The organism is Nonomuraea sp. NPDC049504, assembly GCF_040676845.1.
In the GTDB taxonomy this organism is placed as follows: Bacteria; Actinomycetota; Actinomycetes; order Streptosporangiales; family Streptosporangiaceae; genus Nonomuraea; species Nonomuraea salmonea.
This window is the reverse complement of sequence record NZ_JBFAPT010000013.1, coordinates 181,169-201,206: the sequence shown is the minus strand read 5'-3', so window position 1 is coordinate 201,206 and position 20,038 is coordinate 181,169. Positions and strand designations below refer to the sequence as shown.

Sequence of the window (20,038 nt, the reverse complement as noted above, 5' to 3'; positions counted from 1 at the left end):
TTCTCTGCGTTCTCCGCGCTCTGCGTCTCTTGCCGTAACTCCTCACAGCACCCTTGACAGTGCTCTTCACAGAGGGCCGAAAAGCCAGTTTCCGGTCGCGTTGGGATCGTCGCTGCGGTAGTAGTCGGCGGCCGCGAGGACCAGCTCCTCCACCGTGAGCAGGCCCCTCGCCTCCCGGTCGAGCCGGTCGAACGCCTGGTCCACGTCGTCGTAGGCGACACCGAACGCCGACAGCAGCGTCCGGAACTCGCCCATCGCGACCTCGCCGTCGCGGTCGCCGTCGCACAGCTCCGCCACCGCGACCGTGGCGGGACGGAACACCGGGTCGTAGTGCTCGCCGGTGACGAACGCCGCGGTCATCCCCTTGAGGAAGTCGGGGCGCGCGACGCCGGAGTCGCCGTCGCGTTCGAGCGCGTCGGACAGGGTGAACCAGATGCGGTCGAAGCTCTCGACGAGACGCGCCCCGGTGACCGAGGTGGGGGACTCGCCGAAGCCCACCAGGATGCGGGCGCCCAGCCCCAGCAGGTCCTCACGCTCGACGACGCCGTTGCCGTTCGCGTCGATGTGGTCGAACGCCCGATCGAGCTTGTGATTGAGCAGGTCGATGGCCACCCTTGCCTCCCCCGAGACTGACTGCGTTGATCACAGTAGGTCGGGGCGGGCCCTTTGTCAGCGAGGCTCGCACCGGCGACCCCCGTAACGTGTGCGAAACACGGACACGGCATGCTGGTAGGTGACCTGTACTTTCGTCGAACGAGGGGATGCTGTGGACCGCCAGCAGGAGTTCGTGCTCCGCACGCTCGAGGAACGCGACATCCGGTTCATCCGGCTGTGGTTCACTGACGTGCTCGGCTTCCTCAAGTCCGTGGCCATCGCGCCGGCCGAGCTCGAGGGCGCGTTCGCCGAGGGCATCGGTTTCGACGGCTCGGCGATCGAGGGCTTCGCCCGCGTCTACGAGTCCGACATGCTGGCCAAGCCCGACCCCGCGACGTTCCAGATCCTGCCCTGGCGCAGCGAGACGCCGGGCGCGGCGCGCATCTTCTGCGACATCCTCATGCCCGACGGCTCGCCGTCCCACGCCGACCCGCGCTGGGTTCTCAAGCGCACGCTCGCCAAGTGCGCCGACATGGGCTTCACCTTCTACACCCACCCCGAGATCGAGTTCTTCCTGCTCAAGAACAGGCCGGAGGCGGGCGAGCGGCCCGAGCCCATCGACTCGGGCAGCTACTTCGACCACACGCCCCACAGCTCGGGCCACGACTTCCGCCGCCAGGCGATCATGATGCTGGAGTCGATGGGCATCTCCGTCGAGTTCAGCCACCACGAGGGCGCCCCCGGCCAGCAGGAGATCGACCTGCGCTACGCCGACGCGCTCACCACGGCCGACAACATCATGACCTTCCGCCTGGTCATGAAGGAGGTCGCGCTGGAGCAGGGCATCTGGGCCTCGTTCATGCCCAAGCCGTTCACCGAGCACCCCGGCTCCGGCATGCACACCCACATGTCGCTGTTCGAGGGCGACAGGAACGCCTTCTACGAGGCCGGCTCCGACTACCGGCTGTCCAAGGTCGGCCGCTCGTTCATCGCGGGCCTGCTCAGGCACGCCGCCGAGATCACCGCCATCACCAACCAGTGGGTCAACTCCTACAAGCGGCTGTGGGGCGGCGCCGAGGCCATCGCGGGGCAGGGCGGCGAGGCCCCCTCCTACGTGTGCTGGGGCCACAACAACCGCTCGGCGCTGGTCCGGGTGCCGATGTACAAGCCGCACAAGGGCGGCTCGACCCGCATCGAGTTCCGCTCGCTCGACTCCGCCTGCAACCCCTACCTCGCCTTCGCGCTCATCCTCGCGGCGGGCCTGAAGGGCATCGAAGAGGGCTACGAGCTGCCCGCCGCCGCCGAGGACAACGTCTGGACCCTCACCAGCGCCGAGCGCCGCGCCCTGGGCATCCAGCCGCTGCCCGGGTCGCTCAACGACGCCATCGAGGTCATGGAGCGCAGCGAGCTGGTGGCCGAGACGCTGGGCGAGCACGTCTTCGACTTCTTCCTGCGCAACAAGCGCAGCGAGTGGCGCGAATACCGCCGCCACGTCACCGAGTTCGAGCTCGGCCGCTACCTGCCGATCCTCTGAGGCGATCCGGCCCCGCTACCCGCCGATCCGCTCGGCGTGTGGCGGGCGCCGCCGTGCCGGGCGGGCGGGCTCGTCCGGGAGCGCGTCGAACACGATGGCCTCCAGCAGGCCGGCCTGCGCCCGGTCCACGACGCGGGCGCCGGTCGCGGGGGCCGGGTCGCCGCCCTTGACGCGGGCCAGCAGGCGCTCCACGCCCCGCCGGTGGCGGGCGAACGTCCGCGGCGCCACCACCCGTCCCCGCGCACGCTGCCCGGCCAGCGCCTCCTCCGCGGGCGCGTCCAGCAGCAGCAGGTGGAAGTGCGCGCCGTGCCGGCGGGCCAGCCAGGCGAAAGCGCGCAGCACGTACGGGCCGCAGCCCCGGTTGTGCGCCACCACCGGCGCGCCCCGCGCCAGCGCCCGCCTGATGCGGCTCACGTGGGTGACGAACACCACGGCCCGCCGCACGGGGTAGGGCGCCCAGGTGAGCCTGCCGTCCCAGTGCCGCCGCGACTGCGCGGAGTCGATCACCACGACCGTCCCCGCGGTCAGGGGGCGGCTCTCGGTGCCGTGCAGGCCGTACAGGCGGCGCAGCAGCGTGGTCTTGCCCGCCCCCGGCAGCCCTGTCAGGATGACCAGGGATCCCGGCGGGTACCGCAGCATCGCCCCGGGCACGCTCCCCACCCCCGCCCCGTCTCGTCCGGCCGATCATGTACGCCGCGCCAGCATAGGCCCGTCGCACTCCAGACTCTGCGACTACGGCCGAACTCGCGCACCCCATCACGCCGCCGAAAGGTCCGCCAGGGCGCTGACCTGCGGAGATCGGATCCAGCTCGGCCTGCTTTGACGGGCTCCCCGCCGGATTCGGCAGATTGGTACGCGGCAACCGGGAAACCCCGTTAAGGTACTCCCGACGCCTTGATCGGCCTCACTCCCGGAGCGGTTCGGAGTGAGGCCGATTTTCGTTGCTTCTGACGCCCGGGACACGTCCCCGCGATGCGCGACCTCTACCGTCGTGTATCCCCGGGCGCGGGGAAGTTTCGGGCCCGTTCGAGGCGTTATGGAGAAGCACTGAGCAACCGCCAGGACCCCCGTCCCTAGGTAAAACGGGCGTCCGATAAAATCGGCCTGCTCTTTATGATATTTCCGGACTTTCGCCGAGTGGGGCGATATAGGAGGGTGTGGCATGACGACGGCTGCCTTGCAGACCGTGTTGACCGTTCCCAAGCGCTTCCGCGGTCCCGTGGGCGTCGCCAACGGCGGCTGGATCGCGGGCACCATGGAGGAGGCGCTGAACGGTGGCCGATCAGGCAGCCGATCAGCCGTCGAGGTCACCCTCCATGCCCCCACGCCGCTGGAGACCGAGCTGCGCCTCGACCACGTGGCCAACTCCGTCTCCCTCTCCCACGGCGACAAGCTGCTGGTCGAGGCCATCCCCGTGGCCGAAGACCTCGAGGGTCCCGGTTTCGTGCCGTTCAACGACGCGGCCCGCGCCGAGGCCGGGTTCGCGGGGCTGCGCAAGCACCCGTTCGCCGAGTGCTTCGCCTGCGGCCTGCGCGAGCCCGGCGACGGGCTGCGGATCTTCCCCGGCCCGGTGGAGGACACTGACCTGGTGGCGGCCGGCTGGCGGGTGCCGCACACGGTGAGCGGCGAGGACGGCGTGCCCGCCTCCATCGTGGGCGCGGTGCTCGACTGCATCACCGGCTGGGCGCACTTCAGTCCTGGTGAGAGCGCGCTGCTCGGCCGGCTGGCCGTGCAGATCAACGGCTCGATCCTGCCGGGCGGCCGCTACTCCGTGGTGGCCCGCCCGACCGGCCGCGACGGCCGCAAGCTCTACGGCCAGAGCGCCATCTACGAGATGGACGGCACGCTGGTGGCGGCGGCCCGCGCCACCTGGATCGCTCCACGCTGAAGCGCAGGTGAAAGGGGCCTCCGGGATCTTTCGGGGGCCCCTTCGCAGGTCCGGGCGTCGGGAACTCGCCCGGAGCGTGAGCCGCTCGGGCGTCAGGACGTGAGGCGGGCCGCCACGATGTCCGCGCAGCGCTCGTCGAACAGGATCGTGTAGTGGTTGCAGCCGGGCACCAGCTCGTCGCGCAGGCCGGGCAGCCGCTCGATCCAGGGCGCCGCGAGGCCGTCGGGCAGCAGGCCGACCGGCTGGTCGAGCAGCCCGCGCGGCGCCCTCAGCAGCACCAGCGGCGCGGTGATCCGCTCCAGCGCGGCCCCGATGCGGTCGCGCTCCACGCGCATCCACCGGCCGTCCGCCAGCACCGCCTCCCCGACCGCCCGTGACGTCAGCGCGCCGTCGGGCCCGGTCAGGTCGTACCGCACGTACGCCTCCACGTCGGAGGTCCAGTTGCCGGCGAAGGCGGGGTGGGCCTTGAAGAAGTCCACGTACGCCTCCGGCGAGGCGAACGTCTGCCGCAACCGCTCCAGCGCCGGACCGAGCGTGGCCTGGGTGGCCGCGTCCGGGTCCACGTCGTCGGGCAGAGGAGGCAGCGGGAGACCGCCGTCCACCAGCACGACCTTGGCGAACGCCCGCTGCCCGGCGGCCAGCGCGGCCACGTACGCGCCCATGGAATGGCCGGTCAGCACCGCGTCGGGGCCCGCGCCGACGTGCTCGGCCACCCGCAGCACGTCCTCGGCGTGCCTGGGCAGCCCGTACGGGCCCGGCAGGGACGCGCTGTGCCCCCGCCCGCGCAGGTCCATGGCCACCAGCGACCAGCCGTCGGGCAGCCGCCGGCCGACCGTGGCCCACGCCATCAGCGAGGCCGTGATGCCGTGCACCGCGACGATCTTGCGCGGGCCGGTGCCGAACGTGGCGATCCGCTGCCCGTCCACCTCATCGAATTCGACTGTCATGAGGGGAGCATAGGGACCGGACATCTCACGACAAGCCGGATAATTGACGGCATGCGGATCACGGTCATCGAACACGAGGCCGAAGCCGGTCTCGGGTACCTCGCCGGCTGGCTCGGCGTCCCCTGCGACGTCGTGCGGCCGTACCTCGGGGACGAGGTGCCCGTACGCGCGGCGGACGGGCTCATCGTGCTCGGCGGCGCGGCGGCGGCCTGGGAGGACGAGCGCAGCCCCTGGCAGCCCGCCACCCGCGACCTGCTGCGGCGCGCCGTGGACGAGGGCACGCCCACGCTCGCGATCTGCCTGGGCGCGCAGCTGCTCACCATGGCCTGCGGCGGCACCGTCGAGCGTGGCGCCGCCGGGCTGGAGGTCGGCGCCTGCGAGGTGACCACGCTGCCCGCCGCCGCCTCCGACCGCCTGTTCGGGGGAGTGGGCGAGCGGGCGGTGGCCGTCCAGTACCACCAGGACGCGATGACCCGCCTGCCCGACGGCGCCGTGCCCCTGCTCACCGGCGCCCGCTACCCGCACCAGGGCTACCGCCTGGGAGAGACGGCCTGGGCGGTCCAGTTCCATCCGGAGGCCACCCCCGAGATCTTCGCCGCCTGGACGTCCCAGCCGGAAGGCGGCGACCCCGCCGGCGGCCTGAGCGCCCACGGCTACAGCGCCGAGGACCTCAACGCGGAGGTGAAGGCCGCGGAACCCGCCCTGGTGAGAACGTGGCGCCCGGTGGCGGAAGCCTTCGGCGACGTGGTCAGGAGCTCCTGAGCAGCCACACCGGAGGATGGGTCAGGACTGCTGAGCGGCCGTGCTCGGGGGTGAGGGCCGGCCGGTCGCCGCACAGGAGCCGCACGAGAGGCCGATCACTCCAGGGGGAGCGGCCTTGAGGGCTGGGGCGGCGGCTCGTCAGGGCGTGGGCCAGGGCGTGCACGCCGGCCAGCACCAGGGGGAGCGCCAGGAGGCCGCTCGGCTTCGACGTCGTCGGCACCCCGGCGGCCCTGAGCCGCCGCCAGGCCCACACCGCGTACGGGAGCACCACCAGGGGAGCGGTCACCACGCCCGGCGTGTAGCCCCTGAACAGCGCCGCCTGCGCCAGATGCACCACCCCGTGCACCCCGAACCCGGCGAGCGCGGTCTGGAAGGACGGGCTGTGCCCGCCCGTGCGCGCCCCCATCGCCGCCGCGCCCGCCACGACCGCGCCCATGAGCCCGATGGCCGTGGCGGCGTGCGCCTGCGACACCTCCAGCCGCTCCCACGGCACCCCGGGGAAGCGCGACTCCAGCAGGGGCCGCGCCTCCCGCGTCCACCGCGCCATCGTGACCAGCTCCTCGGCGTCGTGCACGACCCAAGCCCCCAGCAGCCCCCAGGCCACCCCCGCCGGCACGCGCCCGGAATCCCCGCTCATGACACCCTCCCGAAAAGCGAAACGCAACGCAACGTTGCGTTCGCATGCTACGGCGGATCATGCGGGAGCTGTCAAGATGGAAGGGTGCCCAGGATCGAATCCACCGCGGCCCGGCTCGCCAAACTCGGTTTCGCCGACGGCGCCAGGGCCGCCCAGCTGATCCGTCAGTCCCCGGCCGACCTCGACGACATCCTGGAGGCCCTGGTCGCCGTCGCCGACCCCGACCAGGCGCTGGTCTCGCTCACCCGGCTGATCGAGCGCGAGCCCGCCGTCCTCGGCACCCTGCGCCACGACGAGGGGCTGAGAAACCGCCTGCTCGCCGTGCTGGGCGTCAGCGCGGCGCTCGGTGACCACTTCGTCCGCCACCCCTCCCACGTCGCGATGCTGGCGGAAGACCGCCTCGGCGACGCCAGGGCCGAGCTGCTGCGCGCCGTCGGCGCGGAGCCGGGCGAGAGCGAGCCGCGCGCGGAGAGCGGCGGCCACGACGCGCTCACGGCCCTGCGGGTGGCCTACCGCGGCCGGCTCGCCCACCTCGCCGCCCGCGACCTCACCGGCCGGATCGGGCTGCAGGACGTCACCTCCGAGCTGTCCGAGCTCGCGGGCGCCGCGCTGGAGGCGGCGCTCGCCGTCGCGCGTACGGAGGTCGGCGCGGAAGACGTCCGCCTCGCGGTCATCGGCATGGGCAAGTGCGGCGCGAGGGAGCTCAACTACATCAGCGACGTCGATGTGATCTTCGTGGCCGAGCCCAGGGAGGGCGCCGACGAGGCCAAGGCGCTGCGCACGGCCACCCGCCTGGCCCAGGCCATGATGCGCGGCTGCACCACCACCACGTCCGAGGGCTCGCTGTGGGAGGTCGACGCGGGGCTGCGGCCGGAGGGCCGCTCCGGACCGCTGGTCCGCACGCTGGAGAGCCACCTGGCCTACTACCACCGCTGGGCCAAGACGTGGGAGTTCCAGGCGCTGCTCAAGGCCCGGCCGGTCGCGGGCGACCTGGAGCTGGGCGCCGCCTACGTCGCGGCCGTCAACGACATGGTCTGGTCGGCGGCCACCCGCGAGCACTTCGTGGAGGACGTCCAGGCCATGCGCCGCCGGGTCGAGGCCCACGTGCGCGCCGAGGGCGACCGGCAGCTCAAGCTCGGTCCAGGGGGGCTGCGCGACATAGAGTTCGCGGTGCAGCTGCTCCAGCTCGTCCACGGCAGGCTCGACCCGCTGCTGCGCCGCAGGGCCACGCTGCCCGCGCTGGCCGCGCTCTCCCGCGGCGGCTACGTCGGCCGCGAGGACTCGCGCTCGCTCGCCGAGGCGTACACGTTCCTGCGCCAGGTCGAGCACCTGCTGCAGCTGCACCGGCTGCGCCGCACCCACGTCGTTCCCACCGACGAGGCCGACCTGCGCCGCCTCGGGCGGGCGCTCGGCATGCAGGCCGACCCGGTGGGGGAGTTCACCACCCGCTGGCGCCGGCACGCGATGGAGGCCAGGCGGCTGCACGAGAAGCTGTTCTACCGGCCGCTGCTCGAGGCCGTGGCGCGGCTGCCGGAGTCGGAGGCGCGGCTGTCCGCCTCGGCCGCCGCGGCCCGGCTCGAGGCGCTCGGCTACGTCGATCCCACCGGCGCGCTGCGCCACATCGCGGCGCTGTCCACCGGGGTCTCGCGGCGGGCCGCGATCCAGCGCACGCTGCTGCCGGTGATGCTCGGCTGGTTCGCCGACACGCCCGACCCCGACGCGGCGCTGCTCGGGTTCCGGCAGGTCAGCGACAAGCTGGGCACCACGCCGTGGTACCTGCGGCTGCTGCGCGACGAGACCGCGGTGGCGGCCAGGATGGCGCGGGTGCTCGGCACCAGCCGCTACGCCACCGGCCTGCTCATGCACGCCCCCGACGCGGTGGCCATGCTGGGCTCCGACGACGAGCTGACCCCACGCCCGCCCGATTCGCTGCTCGGCGAGGCGTCGGCCGCGGTCTCCCGGCACGCCGGCGACCCCGAGACCGCCGTCACCGCGGTGCGCGCGCTGCGGCGCAAAGAGCTGTTCCGCACGGCCGTGGCCGACATCTCCGGCCTCATCGACATCGAGACCGTCGGCACCGCGCTGTCCCGGCTCAACGACGTGACCCTGCAGGCGGCGCTCGACGCGGCGCTCGGCAAGGCGCGCGAGGTCACCTCGTTCGCGATCATCGCGATGGGCCGGCTCGGCGGCATGGAGTGCTCCTACGCCAGCGACGCCGACGTGATGTTCGTGCACTCGCCGCTGCCCGGCGTCGACGAGCGCACGGCCACTGACGCCGCGTTCGCCGTGGCCAACGAGGTGCGCAGGCTGCTGTCGCTGCCCGCGCCTGACCCGCCCCTGCTCATCGACCCCGACCTGCGCCCCGAGGGCCGGCAGGGCCCGCTGGTGCGCACGCTCGCCTCCTACCGCGCCTACTACGCGCGCTGGTCGTCGCCGTGGGAGGCGCAGGCGCTGTTGCGGGCCAGGTTCTCGGCGGGCGACGCGGAGCTGGGCGCGGCGTTCACCGCCATGATCGACGAGCTGCGCCACCCGCGCGACGGGCTGAGCGGCGACGCGGTCAGGGAGATCAGGCGGCTGAAGGCCCGCATGGAGGCCGAGCGGCTGCCGCGCGGCGCCGACCCCGCCCTGCACACCAAGCTCGGCCCCGGCGGGCTGTCCGACGTGGAGTGGGTGGCGCAGCTCCTGCAGCTCCAGCACGCCGGCCGGCTGCCGGTGCTGCGCACCACGCGCACGCTGGAGGCGCTGCGCGCGGCCGTGGCGGAGGACCTGCTCGCGCCGGAGGACGAGGAGGTGCTGGCCGAGGCGTGGCGCTTCGCCTCCCGTGTCCGCGACGCGATGATGCTGGTCAAGGGCCGGCCCGGCGACAGCATCCCGAAGGACACCGCCGAGCGCAGGCAGGTCGCCCGCACACTCGGCTACCCGCCCGACGGCTCCGAGGACTTCCTCGACGACTACCGCCGGGTCACCCGCCGCGCCCGCAAGGTGGTGGATCGCGTCTTCTACGGCGGCTGATCAGCATATGACGTGACTTTTGATGCGCTGCGTCATTGCGCTGTCACGCCCAGGGGTGTTTCATGGCGGCCGTGTTATCCGTTTACGTGGACCTCGCCCTCGGCCTGGTCGTGGCGTTCCTGCTGCTGTCGCTGCTGGTGAGCGGGCTCAACGAGGCCGCCGTGCGGGTGCTGTCCATCCGCAGCAAGTTCCTGTGGGCCTACCTCAGGGACACCATGGACGGCGCGGGCCCCAAGGGCTCGTGGCTGCCCGCCAAGGTGCTCGACGTGTTCAGGGCGATGCCGTTCGCCCGCGACCCGCGGCCCGTCCACGACGACAGGCCCGCGCCCGCCAGCGCCGGCGAGCTCCCCGAGGCGGGCACCGGCGCCTCCATGATCAACCTGCTGTACGAGCGGGTCAGGGAGATCGACCACGCCAAGCGGGGCAGGACGAGCATCGCCGAGATCCCGCCCGCCAGGTTCGCGGTGGCCGTCATGGAGCTGACGGCCGAGAACGGCGACGTCGAAGGCTTCCTGGCCCGGCTCAGGCAGATGAACAGCCCGCTCTACGGCCATCTCAAAGGCGTCTGGGAGGCCGCGCAGGGCGACCTCGACCGGTTCAGGCGCGGCGTCGAGACCTGGTTCGACGGCGAGATGCAGCGCCTGTCGATGCTCTACAGGCGCTACGTCAAGTGGGTCGTGGCCGCGCTGGGCGTCGCGGTGACGCTGCTGTTCAGCATGGACGGGCTGGAGTACGCCAAGACGCTGCTGCGCGACAACGCCTACCGCGCCTCGGTGACCGCCGTGGCGGGGACGGGGCAGGGCGCGTACGACGAGCTGAAGCAGCTGTGCACGGGCGGCGACCCGGTGCCGTGCGTCACCGAGACGCTCAGCCAGCCCGCGCTGGTCAAGCTGATGGGCCAGGCGCTGGTCAGCATCTCGATCCCGGCCGAGGGCGAGCCCGGCGTGCGCTGGAACGGCGCCGCCTGGTGGGAGCGGGTCAGCGCGCCCAGCCACTGGCCGGGCTTCCTGCTGACGTACGTGGCGCTGCTGTTCGGCGCGCCCTTCTGGTGGGACGTGCTGCGCCGCATCACCGGCGTCAGGTCGCGGCGCTGACCCCGCGCCCGGCGGCCAGCGCGACGACGTCGGCCAGCTCGGCCAGCTCCGCCGGATCGTCGGTGAGCCGGGCCGTCGCCAGGCGCAGGTGGGGCCGGGCGGCCTGGTCGATGACGTACCGGCTGCCGGGGGCGACCGAGATGCCGTGCGCGGCCAGCGTGACCAGGGCGGCGGGCTCGTCGCGTACCGGCACCCAGAGCACCAGCCCGTCGCCGCCGCCGGTGCGCACGCCGCGCGCCGCCAGCTCCGCGGCCAGCCGCGCGCGCCGCCCCGCGTAGACCTCGCGGGCGTGCGCCACGCGCGCTTCCACGTCCGGGTCGGCGAGCAGGTGGGCCAGCGCGTCCTGGAGGATCCTGCTGGTCCAGCCGGTGCCGAAGCTGCGCAGCACCCGGACCCGCTCGACCGCGTCGGCCGCGCCGCCGATGACCGCGATGCGCAGGTCGGGGCCGTGCGACTTGGAGTACGACCGGACCAGCACCGTACGGCCGGGAAAGCGCGTCCCCATGCTGACCATCGGCGACACCGACAGCTCGCCGATGCCGTCGTCCTCCACGATGAGCGTCTTGGCGGGCTCCAGCAGCGCCGCCAGCTCCGCCGAACGCTCCGGCGTGACCGCGTGCCCGCACGGCGACTGCCCCCGCGGCTGGTAGACGAACGCCACCGGCCGCGCCTTGAGCGCCTTGGCCAGCGCGGCGGGCAGCGGCCCCTCCTCGTCGCAGGCGACCGGGACGATCTGGACGCCGATCGTCTCCAGGATGTCCAGCAGCCGCGCCCCGGTCGGCTCCTCGATGGCGATGCGGTCGCCGGGCAGCGCCGCAGTCTGGCAGAGCAGATGCACGGCCTCGTACCCGCCGCCGACCGCGAGCCAGCTCTGCGCCTCGAACGGCCAGGTGGGCTCCACGGCGGCGCGCAGGCGCGGGGTGATCGTCGCGCGGGCGTAGTCGTTGAGCCCGTCGGTGCGGGCGGCGGCGGCCAGCGCGGCCTCCAGCGGCGGCAGCAGCGCCGTGTCGGGGGAGGCGATGGTCAGGTCGATGGCCAGGCGGTCGCCCCAGTGGCCGAGGCGCTCGTACCGGATGGGGCGCGGCACGTCGGGCGGGCCCAGCACCACCGTGCCGCGCCGCCGGTCGGTCCTGATCATGCCGTGCCTGCGCAGCTCGGACCAGGCCTCCGCGACCGTTCCCGAGCTGACGCCCAGCTCTCTGGCCAGGCCGCGGACCGTGGGCAGGCGCGTCTGCGCCGTCACCGTCCCCTCTCTGATGAGGTCGGTCAGGGCGGCGGCGATACCCCGTGCGCTCGGGTCCCCGATGCGCTGCGCCAGCCAAGCGGCGTCCACTTTGTCCCCCTGTAAATCTTTGTTCAGCAACAAAGATCTTCTTGTGCAGTCTGCTCCGCTGAACATATGGTCTGTGGCTATTAACGGCAAGTACGTACTGTTTGGGGGATTTGTGGCGACCGTTCGCCTTGCGCTGCGAGATTGGGACCATCTCGTGCCGATCGTCACCGGCGCCGTCCGGGCCGAGGGGTTCGAGCTGGACCTCGACTCCAGGGCCGTCACGCCGGACGTGCTCAGCGAGCCGGGACTGGACGGCGGCGAGACCTCCTTCAGCCGCTACGTGCTCGGCCGCGCCGCGGGCGACGACCGGCTCGTGGGCCTGCCCGTGTTCGTGATGCGCGGGTTCCGCCACCGCTGCGTGCTCGTCCGCCGCGACAGCGACCTGACCGCGCTCGGCCAGCTGAAGGGCGCCCGCATCGGGCTCACCGGCTGGCCCGACTCCGGCAACACCTGGACCCGCGCCCTGCTGCGCGCCGAGGGCGTGGACCTGACCGGCGTCACCTGGACGGTCGGCCCGCTCGTCGCGGGCGAGACCGGCAAGGACCGCGTCGGCCCCGTGCCGTTCCCCGACAACGTCTCGCTCACCGACGACGGCCTGGCCGAAGGGCTCGCCGAGGGCCGCTACGACGCCATCATGACTCCGTTCATGCCGGAGGAGTTCTTCACCCCGGACAGCCGCTTCCGCCACCTGCTGACCGACCACCGCGCCGCCGAGCTGGCCTACTACCGGCAGACCGGCTTCGTGCCCGGCATCCACCTGGTGACGCTCAAGCGTGAGAGCGTCGAGCGGAACCCGTGGCTGCCGCAGGCCGTCACGGAGCTGTTCGAGCGCTCCAAGCGGCACTGGCTGGCCCGCCGCCGCCTGCTCGCCGACACCACGCCGTGGCTGCTCGCCGACCTCACCGGCACGGCCGCCACCTTCGGCGCCGACTGGATGCCGTACGGCGCCGCCCCCAACGCCGCCATGGTCGCCGCGTTCTGCACCGAACTGCACGCCCAGGGCATCGCGAACCGCCGCATCGAAGCCGAGGAGGTCTTCGCCGCATGACCGACCTGAGAATCGCCGTGGGCCAGTTCGCCTCGGCCGAGGACTGGACCGCCAACCTCAAGACCTGCAAGGAGCTGATCGACGGCGCCGTCGCCGGCGGAGCCGACCTGCTCGTGCTGCCCGAGGGCGCGCTCGCGCTCTTCGTGGACGAGCCCGTACGCATCCGCGAGGCCGCCCAGCCCCTGGACGGCCCGTTCGTCACCGGCCTGGCCGAGCACACCCGCGGCTCGTCCACCACCGTCATCGCCGGCGTGCACGTGCCCGCCCCCGACGGCCGCGTCTCCAACGTGCTCGTCGCCGCCAGGGACGGCGAGATCGTCGGCACGTACGTCAAGCTCCACCTGTACGACGCCTTCGGCCGCCGCGAGTCCGACAACGTCGTCCCCGGCGCGAACGCGCCCGTCGTCATCGACGTCGCCGGCTGGAAGGTCGGCCTGATGACCTGCTACGACGTGCGCTTCCCCGAGATGGCGCGACTGCTCGCCGACCAGGGCGCCCAGGTGCTCGCGCTGCCCGCCGCATGGGTGCGCGGCCCGGCCAAGGAATGGCACTGGGAGGTCATGGTCACCGCCCGCGCCCTGGAGAACACCTGCTACGTCGCCGCGTCCGGCGAGTGCGGCCGCCGCAACATCGGCGCCAGCATGATCGTCGACCCGCTCGGCATCACCAGGGCCCGCCTCGGCGACGCGCCCGGCCTGCTGTGGTCCGACGCCTCCGCCGCCGAGCTGGAAGCCGCCCGCACGACGCTGCCCGTCCTCGAGAACCGGCGCTTCGCCGTGGACCCGCGATTGGAGCCGCATGCCTAAGCACGCGACCGCGCTGCTCGCCACCGCCGCACTCCTGCTGGTCGGCTGCGGCGCCAACCCCCCGGAGGCCGAGGGCGTGCTGGAGCCCACGGGACAGTCCTCCGCCGCCGCCCAGACCAAGGACCAGGCCCTGCACGACCGGCTGCCCGACAAGGTGAAGCAGGCCGGCAAGCTGATCTCGGTCAACAACGGCTCGTTTCCGCCGTACGAGATCGCCGGCCCCGACGGCAGGTCGCTGACCGGCGCCGCCGCCGACATGGCCGACGCGCTCGGCCAGGTGCTCGGCGTCAAGATCGAGCACGTCACCGTGGACGGCCTGCCCAGCTCGCTGACCGGCATCGCCTCCGGCCGCTACGACTTCGCCATCGGCCCCGTCGGCGACTTCCCCGACCGGCAGAAGGCCAACGACTTCATCGACTGGGTCAAGGAGTACGTCGTCTTCGCCGTGCCCAAGGGCAACCCCGACGGCATCGGCTCGGTGGCCGACACCTGCGGGCTGAAGATCTCCGTCATGGCCGGCGGCTCCGCCGAGGCGGTGATCAAGGGACAGTCGGCGGCCTGCGTCAAGGAGGGCAAGCCGAAGATCACGGTGCAGTCGTACAAGGACCAGCCGACCTCCGTGCTGGCCGTCAGCTCGGGCCGCGCGGACGCGTTCTTCTCCTCGCAGGCGCCGCTCACGTACTTCGTCGACCAGGCCGGCGGCAAGCTGGAGCTGGCCGGCAAGGGCCAGCCCAACGGCTTCGACGACCTCTACCAGGGCGCCGTCGTGGCCAAGGACTCGCCGCTGCGTGACGTGCTCAAGGACGCCTTCCAGCAGCTCATGGACAACGGCACCTACGACCGGATCATGGCCAGGTGGAAGACCAGCGACAACAAGCTGGACCAGGCCGGAATCAACCTGGCGAAATCATGACTCAGCCCCCCGAGATCGACGTCGCGGGCGCCGCGCGCACCCGCCATCCGCTGCGCTGGGTCGCCTCGGTCGTCCTGCTCGTCCTCGCCGCCCAGCTCGTCAGCCTGCTGGTCACCAACCCCAACTTCCAGTGGGACGTCGTCGGCAGCTACGTCAACGCGCAGATCATCGGCCAGGGCATCTTCACCACGCTGCTGCTCACCGTCATCGCCATGACGGTCGGCGTGACGCTGGGCGTGCTGCTGGCCGTCGGCCGCCTGTCGGAGAACCCCGTCGCCCGCGCCGCCTGCGGGCTCTACGTCTGGTTCTTCCGCGGCACGCCGGTGCTGGTGCAGCTCGTGCTCTGGTACAACCTGTCGTACCTGCTGCCGGAGATCTCCTTCGGCATCCCGTTCGGGCCCGAGTTCGTCACCGCCGACACCAACGTGCTCATCACGCCCCTCCTGGCCGCCATCCTCGGGCTCGGGCTGAACGAGGGCGCGTACATGGCCGAGATCATCCGCGGCGGCCTCATGTCCGTCGACCCCGGCCAGGGCGAGGCCGCCGCCGCGCTCGGCATGAGCGACGGCCGCACCTTCCGCCGCATCGTGCTGCCCCAGGCCATGCGCTTCATCATCCCGCCCACCGGCAGCCAGGTCATCAGCATGCTCAAGGCGACCTCGCTGGTGAGCGTCATCGCGCTGGCCGACCTGCTCTACACCGTGCAGTCCATCTACAACCGCACCTTCCAGACCATCCCGCTGCTGATCGTCGCGTGCGTCTGGTACCTGATCATCACCTCGATCCTGTACGTCGGCCAGTCGTTCATCGAGCGTCACTACGCGCGCGGCGCCACCAGGAACGCGCCGCAGAGCTTCTGGGCCTTCGCGACCTTCCGCCGCCGCCGTCCTGCGGCTGATCCCACGGAGGTGTCCTCATGAGCATGCCCATGGTGCACGCCCGCGCCGTACGCAAGCACTTCGGCCACCTGGAGGTGCTCAAGGGCATCGACCTCGACGTCCAGGCCGGCGAGGTCGTCGTCGTCCTCGGGCCGTCCGGCTCCGGCAAGTCCACGTTCCTGCGCTGCGTCAACCACCTGGAGACCATCGACGGCGGCGCCATCCACGTGGACGGCGAGCTGATCGGCTTCGAGGCGCGCGCCGGCAAGGTCCGCCACCTGCGCAAGCGCGACATCACCCGGCAACGCAGGGAGATCGGCATGGTCTTCCAGCAGTTCAACCTCTTCCCGCACATGACCGTGCTGCAGAACGTCATGGAGGCCCCCGTCGGCGTCCGCCGCGAGCCGCGCGAGCAGGCCAGGGAACGCGCGCACGCGCTGCTGCGCCGCGTCGGCCTGGAGGACAAGGCGGGCAGCTACCCCCGCCAGCTCTCCGGAGGCCAGCAGCAGCGCGTCGCGATCGCCAGGGCCCTGGCCATGCGGCCCAAGCTCATGCTGTTCGACGAGCCCACCAGCGCCCTCGACCCCGAGCTGGTCGGCGAGGTGCTGGCCACCATGAAGGGCCTCGCCGAGGACGGGCTCACCATGATCGTGGTGACCCACGAGATCGGCTTCGCCCGCGAGGTGGCCGACCGGGTGGTGTTCATGGACGGGGGAGTGGTCGTCGAGTCCGGCACCCCCGCCGAGGTGCTGGACAACCCCGCCAGCGAGCGGACCAAGGCGTTCCTCAGCCGCGTACTGTAGATCGGATGGAGACAGAACGGTTGATCATGCGCCGATGGCGCGAGGAGGACAAAGAACCCTTCGCCGCCATGAACGCCGACCCCGAGGTCATGGAGCTCTTCCCCGCCCTGATGACCCGCGAGGAGAGCGACGCCTTCGTGGATCGGATCGAGCGGCAGTTCGACGAGCGCGGCTACTCGCTCTGGGCGCTCGAAGTGCGTGACAGCGGCCGGTTCATCGGGTTCACCGGGCTGGCGCTGCAGACCTTCGACGTGCCCTTCCTGCCCGCCGTCGAGATCGGCTGGCGGCTGACCCGCTCCGCCTGGGGCCACGGCTACGCCATCGAGGCCGCCAGGCGCGCCGCCCGCTACGCCTTCGAAGAGGCCGGGCTGGACGCCATCATCTCGATGACGGCCGTCCAGAACCGGCGCTCGCGCTCGGTCATGGAACGCCTCGGCATGACCCGCGACCCGGCCGAGGACTTCGACCACCCCAGGCTCCCGAAGGACAGCCCCATCCTCCGCCACGTCCTGTACCGCCTGCACCGATAACGCGCGGCCCCGCTATAGGCTGCCGGGAAACGACCCCGGCAGCCTTCCAGCGGAATGAGGACCGATGCGCTTGCAGCATTCAGCCGCCATCTGGACCGACTTCCCGGCCCTCGTCCCCATGGCCCTGTACGCCGAAGGCATCACGCCGGACGTCTCCGTACAGGACCGCGTAGTGGCATACACCGAACGGGCCGCCGCCAGGCTCGCCACCGCCTCCGAGAGCGACCTGCCGGAGATCCAGGCGTGGCGGCGCGCCTTCTCCCGCATGGGGCTCAAGCCCACGCAGTACAGGTGCGCGTCGGAGTCGCTGCTGCGCCGCTTCAGGAAGGAGGGCGCGCTTCCGTCCCTCCACCCCCTGATCGACCTGTGCAACGCCCTGTCGATCGCGTACGCCGTCCCGATCGCGGTCTTCGACGTCTCCAAGATCGCCGGCTCCATCGAGGTCCGCTACGCCAAGGGCGACGAAACATACCTCACCTTCGCCGGCGAGACGGAGCACCCGCCCGCCGGCGAGGTCGTCTTCGCCGACGCCGAGGGCCGCGCCCACGCCCGCCGCTGGACCAACCGCCAGAGCGGCCTGTCGGCCGTCCGCGACGAGACCTCGAACGCCCTGATCATCGCCGAAGCCCTGCACGAAACGGCCGAAGCCGACCTGACTGATCTGCTGTCCACACTGACGACCGAACTCACCACCCTCTGGGCCCTCACCCCGAAATCGGCCCTCCTCACGCCGACCTCCCCGGCCTTCACCGCCTAGCCGGCGGCGTCCTCGGGCCGTTTGAGCTTGTAGACCCCGTACAGGGTCTCCAGGCCGCCGAGGACCATCAGGACGACGCCGATCTTGGACGGGGTGAAGATGACGATCTCCTCATCGAGCCCGAACAACCAGAGCGCCAGCCCCACCACGAAGGTGAGCGAACCGGTGAACAGTGTCTTCCGGGCAGAAGCCATGGGCAGTCCTTGCATCGCGTACGGATCTTGGCGAAAAGCCTAGTCAGGCACCGTCCGCGCGGCCTCCTGCCGCTGTGGGAGATCGCCCTACATCTTTCGGCTGACCCGCGCGGCTAGGACATGCAGGCGCCGGCCCGGGTGATGTCGCGCTGGTCCACCCAGAAGCGCGTGTCGCCCACCACCGTCGTCGTCTTCACGACCACGAGCCCGTCGGCGATCTTACGGGTCTCGCCCTGGTAGACCCTGACCGTGCTGCCCTTCCTGAAGAAGTTGCTCCAGCCCCACCCGGTCTTCGTCGGGAAGTGGCGCCGGGTGCTCCTGACGACCTCCATCGGGCAGATGACCGCCGCGGCCTGCTTCGCCGCCGTCGCGGATGAGCTCGTCGCGGACGAACTCGCCGCGGATGAGCTCGCCACGGCGAAGGAGGTCGCCGGCGTGATGAGGGTGAGGGTGGCGGCGGCGATGAGGGCGGTGACGGCGGTGGCGGTGGTGACGGTGGCCGACCTGGTGAATGCCATGCGATTCCCTTTCCTGCCTGTTCGGACGTTCCACAGGACAGGAGAAGGGACGGCCTGTTTCCGCGGCGTTTCCGCGACACGAGAAAGGCCCGGCATCGGGAAGCGATGCCGGGCCGTTCTGAGAAGCCGCGTGTTTACACGTCGTAGGTGTGACATATGCAGACGTCCGACCTGGCGAATCCTTGATCGTTAAGGGCTGTGTTACTCCTCTGTTTCTTCACCCAGATCTTCGGCGCCGAACGCCTCGTCGATCGCCTTTCGCGTGCGGCCTACGCTTCCCGGCAGCAGGTGCGTGTACGTCCGGAGCGTGAACCCTGGGTCCTGGTGCCCGAGGTATTCGGCCAGCGCCTTGATGGACTCGCCGGCGTCGAGAAGCACGCTGGCGTAGTAGTGGCGCAGCGCGTGCATGCCGTACTCGCGGACGGACTGGTCGCGCCGACCGGTCTCCTTCATCTTCGGCCGGACCTTCGGGATGATGCCCAACCGTTCAAGGGTGCGCTTCCAGACGTACTCGTTGATGTAGTTGCGGTTCAGCGGCTTGGACTCCCGGCTGGTAAGGATCAGCCGGAAGGTTCTGGGCTCGCCGTCCACCTCCTCCCACGGCAGGGTGACCTCCCGGGCCGGGAACAGCTCCAGGTGTTCCTCGACGGCCGCGGCGACCGACGCCGGGAGGGGGATGTCTCGTTCGTAGTCGTGCTTGGGCAGACCGAAGATCAGGCGGCCCCTAATCTGCTTGACCTGCTGCCGCACGTGGACGACGCCCTCGGCAACGTCCACGTCGTCCACTGCGAGCCCGAAGATCTCGCCCTGCCGTAGGCCGCAGCCTGCGCCGAGGGTGGCCAGGATGCGGTACCGCTCAGGCAGTGCGTCTCTCACCGCCAGCACGCGCTCTCTGGGCCACGGTCTTATCTTCCGCTTCGGCAGCTCGGGTGCCTTCACGGTTTTCGCCGCACACGGATTTTTGCTGATCAGCCCGTCCTCCACGGCGCTTCCCAGGAGCTGATCGAGGAGCGCCAGCACACGGCCGGCCGTGCTCGGCGCCAACTTCCTTTCGAGCTGTTTCAGCCAGGCCCGGATGTCGCTCGGCCGGATTGCGCCGATTTCGCGGCCGCCGAACCTGGGCGCGATGTGCACCCGCCAGTAGCCCTCATAGATCGTGCGGGTGGACGGGTCTGCTGTGTGTGACTCCAGCCAGGTCTTGGCGAGGACGGACAGGATCGTCTTGGCTCCGTTTGGGTCGATGTAGTTACCTCGCGCCTTGTCGGCCTCCATGAGGTTGAGGTGCCGTTCGGCGTCGGTTTTCTTGGCGAAGGCCTTCGTCTGCTGCCGTCCGTCGAGGTCGATCCAGACGGCTAACCAGCGCTTTCCCTTCCCGTTCCGCTTGGTCGGCACGCGCTGTGGCTTGCCGCCCGGCGTGTTCACGGACTTGAACCACAGGTCCTTGACGTGGGCCATGGCTGTTCTCCTGAGGGGCTTGATGATCTTCGCTAACGCGTCTCGTGCTTGCGCAGACATCGCGCTATGGTGTGTCTGACGCGTTAGATGCGTCTAGTTCTATCATTTGTACACGAGAAGACCACCGGCATGGCAGCGACATAGCCCTCACCGCGCGACGCCCGCCCGCCCCACAGGAGCCGCCCGCTAGACAACGAAAAAGGCGCCCCCCGCCGAAGCGGAGAGCGCCTTTCACCTCATCCAAACACCCGCATCCCCTGACGGCTCAAGAAGGTTGGTCGCCCTGGCGAGCCGATCGGGTGGGTGCTCGAAATGCGTGGAGCCGAAGATATCAC

General features: G+C 71.3%; 20 protein-coding genes. 12 read left to right on the top strand and 8 right to left on the bottom strand.

The features are described 5' to 3' along the window. Positions 1-66: 66 nt before the first annotated feature. On the bottom strand, positions 67-612 hold the full coding sequence (locus tag AB0K28_RS25395) for a hypothetical protein (protein WP_345400804.1): 546 nt from the start codon (positions 610-612) through the stop codon (positions 67-69). Between the two features lie 154 nt (positions 613-766). On the opposite strand from AB0K28_RS25395, the gene glnA reads away from it, so the two are divergent. Then, complete coding sequence (gene glnA, locus AB0K28_RS25390) at positions 767-2,128, top strand: type I glutamate--ammonia ligase (RefSeq protein WP_345400807.1); 1,362 nt, start codon at positions 767-769, stop codon at positions 2,126-2,128. Positions 2,129-2,143: 15 nt separating this feature from the next. Here the strand turns inward: glnA and AB0K28_RS25385 are convergent, their stop codons facing one another. Beyond that, entirely contained in the window at positions 2,144-2,779 is a 636-nt protein-coding gene (locus AB0K28_RS25385) for an AAA family ATPase (protein WP_364374492.1), read from the bottom strand. 511 nt (positions 2,780-3,290) lie between these two features. Between AB0K28_RS25385 and AB0K28_RS25380 the strand changes: the two genes are divergently transcribed. Then, on the top strand, positions 3,291-4,016 hold the full coding sequence (locus AB0K28_RS25380) for a hypothetical protein (RefSeq protein WP_364374489.1): 726 nt from the start codon (positions 3,291-3,293) through the stop codon (positions 4,014-4,016). A gap of 92 nt (positions 4,017-4,108) precedes the next feature. Here AB0K28_RS25380 and AB0K28_RS25375 read toward each other — a convergent pair whose 3' ends face one another. Continuing rightward, positions 4,109-4,963 (bottom strand): alpha/beta hydrolase, encoded by an 855-nt coding sequence (locus tag AB0K28_RS25375; protein WP_364374486.1) that lies wholly within the window; start codon positions 4,961-4,963, stop codon positions 4,109-4,111. A gap of 51 nt (positions 4,964-5,014) precedes the next feature. On the opposite strand from AB0K28_RS25375, the gene AB0K28_RS25370 reads away from it, so the two are divergent. Beyond that, positions 5,015-5,725 (top strand): type 1 glutamine amidotransferase, encoded by a 711-nt coding sequence (locus tag AB0K28_RS25370; RefSeq protein ID WP_364374483.1) that lies wholly within the window; start codon positions 5,015-5,017, stop codon positions 5,723-5,725. Here the strand turns inward: AB0K28_RS25370 and AB0K28_RS25365 are convergent. Further along, positions 5,712-6,362, bottom strand: coding sequence for an HXXEE domain-containing protein (locus AB0K28_RS25365; RefSeq protein WP_364374480.1), 651 nt, complete (start codon positions 6,360-6,362; stop codon positions 5,712-5,714). The two genes, AB0K28_RS25370 and AB0K28_RS25365, sit on opposite strands and share 14 nt — an antisense overlap. Positions 6,363-6,446: 84 nt before the next feature. Between AB0K28_RS25365 and AB0K28_RS25360 the strand changes: the two genes are divergently transcribed. Both AB0K28_RS25360 and AB0K28_RS25355 read left to right on the top strand, forming a co-directional pair. Then, positions 6,447-9,374 (top strand): bifunctional [glutamine synthetase] adenylyltransferase/[glutamine synthetase]-adenylyl-L-tyrosine phosphorylase, encoded by a 2,928-nt coding sequence (locus AB0K28_RS25360; protein WP_364374477.1) that lies wholly within the window; start codon positions 6,447-6,449, stop codon positions 9,372-9,374. 62 nt (positions 9,375-9,436) lie between these two features. After that, positions 9,437-10,468: a hypothetical protein gene (locus AB0K28_RS25355; protein WP_364374474.1), complete on the top strand. Its 1,032-nt coding sequence runs from the start codon at positions 9,437-9,439 to the stop codon at positions 10,466-10,468. Here AB0K28_RS25355 and AB0K28_RS25350 read toward each other — a convergent pair. Then, the gene (locus AB0K28_RS25350) at positions 10,452-11,801 is read right to left on the bottom strand and encodes an aminotransferase class I/II-fold pyridoxal phosphate-dependent enzyme (protein WP_364374471.1); all 1,350 of its coding nucleotides are present in this window, start codon (positions 11,799-11,801) and stop codon (positions 10,452-10,454) included. The two genes, AB0K28_RS25355 and AB0K28_RS25350, sit on opposite strands and share 17 nt — an antisense overlap. Before the next feature lie 154 nt (positions 11,802-11,955). On the opposite strand from AB0K28_RS25350, the gene AB0K28_RS25345 reads away from it, so the two are divergent. The 7 genes from AB0K28_RS25345 to AB0K28_RS25315 all read left to right on the top strand — a co-directional run bounded on the left by AB0K28_RS25345 (position 11,956) and on the right by AB0K28_RS25315 (position 17,536). Further along, positions 11,956-12,849, top strand: a complete 894-nt coding sequence (locus tag AB0K28_RS25345) for a hypothetical protein (RefSeq protein ID WP_364374468.1) — start codon at positions 11,956-11,958, stop codon at positions 12,847-12,849. Further along, entirely contained in the window at positions 12,846-13,655 is an 810-nt protein-coding gene (locus tag AB0K28_RS25340) for a deaminated glutathione amidase (RefSeq protein WP_364374465.1), read from the top strand. The genes AB0K28_RS25345 and AB0K28_RS25340 overlap by 4 nt, the downstream gene beginning before the upstream one ends. After that, positions 13,648-14,568 (top strand): ABC transporter substrate-binding protein, encoded by a 921-nt coding sequence (locus tag AB0K28_RS25335; RefSeq protein ID WP_364374462.1) that lies wholly within the window; start codon positions 13,648-13,650, stop codon positions 14,566-14,568. Before AB0K28_RS25340 ends, AB0K28_RS25335 begins: the two co-directional genes overlap by 8 nt. Continuing rightward, the gene (locus AB0K28_RS25330) at positions 14,565-15,488 is read left to right on the top strand and encodes an amino acid ABC transporter permease (RefSeq protein ID WP_364374459.1); all 924 of its coding nucleotides are present in this window, start codon (positions 14,565-14,567) and stop codon (positions 15,486-15,488) included. Before AB0K28_RS25335 ends, AB0K28_RS25330 begins: the two co-directional genes overlap by 4 nt. Continuing rightward, positions 15,485-16,249 carry an amino acid ABC transporter ATP-binding protein gene (locus AB0K28_RS25325; RefSeq protein ID WP_364374456.1) on the top strand — a complete coding sequence of 255 codons (765 nt, stop codon included), beginning with the start codon at positions 15,485-15,487 and terminating at the stop codon, positions 16,247-16,249. The genes AB0K28_RS25330 and AB0K28_RS25325 overlap by 4 nt, the downstream gene beginning before the upstream one ends. A gap of 5 nt (positions 16,250-16,254) precedes the next feature. Then, entirely contained in the window at positions 16,255-16,779 is a 525-nt protein-coding gene (locus AB0K28_RS25320; protein ID WP_364374453.1) for a GNAT family N-acetyltransferase, read from the top strand. 64 nt (positions 16,780-16,843) lie between these two features. After that, positions 16,844-17,536, top strand: a complete 693-nt coding sequence (locus AB0K28_RS25315; protein WP_364374450.1) for a phenylalanine--tRNA ligase beta subunit-related protein — start codon at positions 16,844-16,846, stop codon at positions 17,534-17,536. Here the strand turns inward: AB0K28_RS25315 and AB0K28_RS25310 are convergent. From AB0K28_RS25310 to AB0K28_RS25300, 3 genes are all read right to left on the bottom strand, one after another. After that, the gene (locus AB0K28_RS25310; RefSeq protein WP_345400837.1) at positions 17,533-17,730 is read right to left on the bottom strand and encodes a DUF5708 family protein; all 198 of its coding nucleotides are present in this window, start codon (positions 17,728-17,730) and stop codon (positions 17,533-17,535) included. The two genes, AB0K28_RS25315 and AB0K28_RS25310, sit on opposite strands and share 4 nt — an antisense overlap. Before the next feature lie 113 nt (positions 17,731-17,843). Then, positions 17,844-18,248 carry a hypothetical protein gene (locus AB0K28_RS25305; protein ID WP_364374447.1) on the bottom strand — a complete coding sequence of 135 codons (405 nt, stop codon included), beginning with the start codon at positions 18,246-18,248 and terminating at the stop codon, positions 17,844-17,846. 201 nt (positions 18,249-18,449) lie between these two features. Next, positions 18,450-19,703 carry a site-specific integrase gene (locus AB0K28_RS25300; protein WP_364374444.1) on the bottom strand — a complete coding sequence of 418 codons (1,254 nt, stop codon included), beginning with the start codon at positions 19,701-19,703 and terminating at the stop codon, positions 18,450-18,452. Between the last annotated feature and the right edge of the window lie 335 nt (positions 19,704-20,038).

Coding starts and splice junctions, on each gene's coding strand:
- AB0K28_RS25315 (WP_364374450.1), top strand. CDS start 16,844: ATGCGCTTGCAGCATTCAGCCGCCATCTGGACCGACTTCCCGGCCCTC.
- AB0K28_RS25325 (WP_364374456.1), top strand. CDS start 15,485: ATGAGCATGCCCATGGTGCACGCCCGCGCCGTACGCAAGCACTTCGGC.
- AB0K28_RS25300 (WP_364374444.1), bottom strand. CDS start 19,703: ATGGCCCACGTCAAGGACCTGTGGTTCAAGTCCGTGAACACGCCGGGC.
- AB0K28_RS25305 (WP_364374447.1), bottom strand. CDS start 18,248: ATGGCATTCACCAGGTCGGCCACCGTCACCACCGCCACCGCCGTCACC.
- AB0K28_RS25380 (WP_364374489.1), top strand. CDS start 3,291: ATGACGACGGCTGCCTTGCAGACCGTGTTGACCGTTCCCAAGCGCTTC.
- AB0K28_RS25355 (WP_364374474.1), top strand. CDS start 9,437: ATGGCGGCCGTGTTATCCGTTTACGTGGACCTCGCCCTCGGCCTGGTC.
- AB0K28_RS25310 (WP_345400837.1), bottom strand. CDS start 17,730: ATGGCTTCTGCCCGGAAGACACTGTTCACCGGTTCGCTCACCTTCGTG.
- AB0K28_RS25375 (WP_364374486.1), bottom strand. CDS start 4,963: ATGACAGTCGAATTCGATGAGGTGGACGGGCAGCGGATCGCCACGTTC.
- AB0K28_RS25340 (WP_364374465.1), top strand. CDS start 12,846: ATGACCGACCTGAGAATCGCCGTGGGCCAGTTCGCCTCGGCCGAGGAC.
- AB0K28_RS25365 (WP_364374480.1), bottom strand. CDS start 6,362: ATGAGCGGGGATTCCGGGCGCGTGCCGGCGGGGGTGGCCTGGGGGCTG.
- AB0K28_RS25335 (WP_364374462.1), top strand. CDS start 13,648: ATGCCTAAGCACGCGACCGCGCTGCTCGCCACCGCCGCACTCCTGCTG.
- AB0K28_RS25320 (WP_364374453.1), top strand. CDS start 16,255: ATGGAGACAGAACGGTTGATCATGCGCCGATGGCGCGAGGAGGACAAA.
- AB0K28_RS25370 (WP_364374483.1), top strand. CDS start 5,015: ATGCGGATCACGGTCATCGAACACGAGGCCGAAGCCGGTCTCGGGTAC.
- AB0K28_RS25330 (WP_364374459.1), top strand. CDS start 14,565: ATGACTCAGCCCCCCGAGATCGACGTCGCGGGCGCCGCGCGCACCCGC.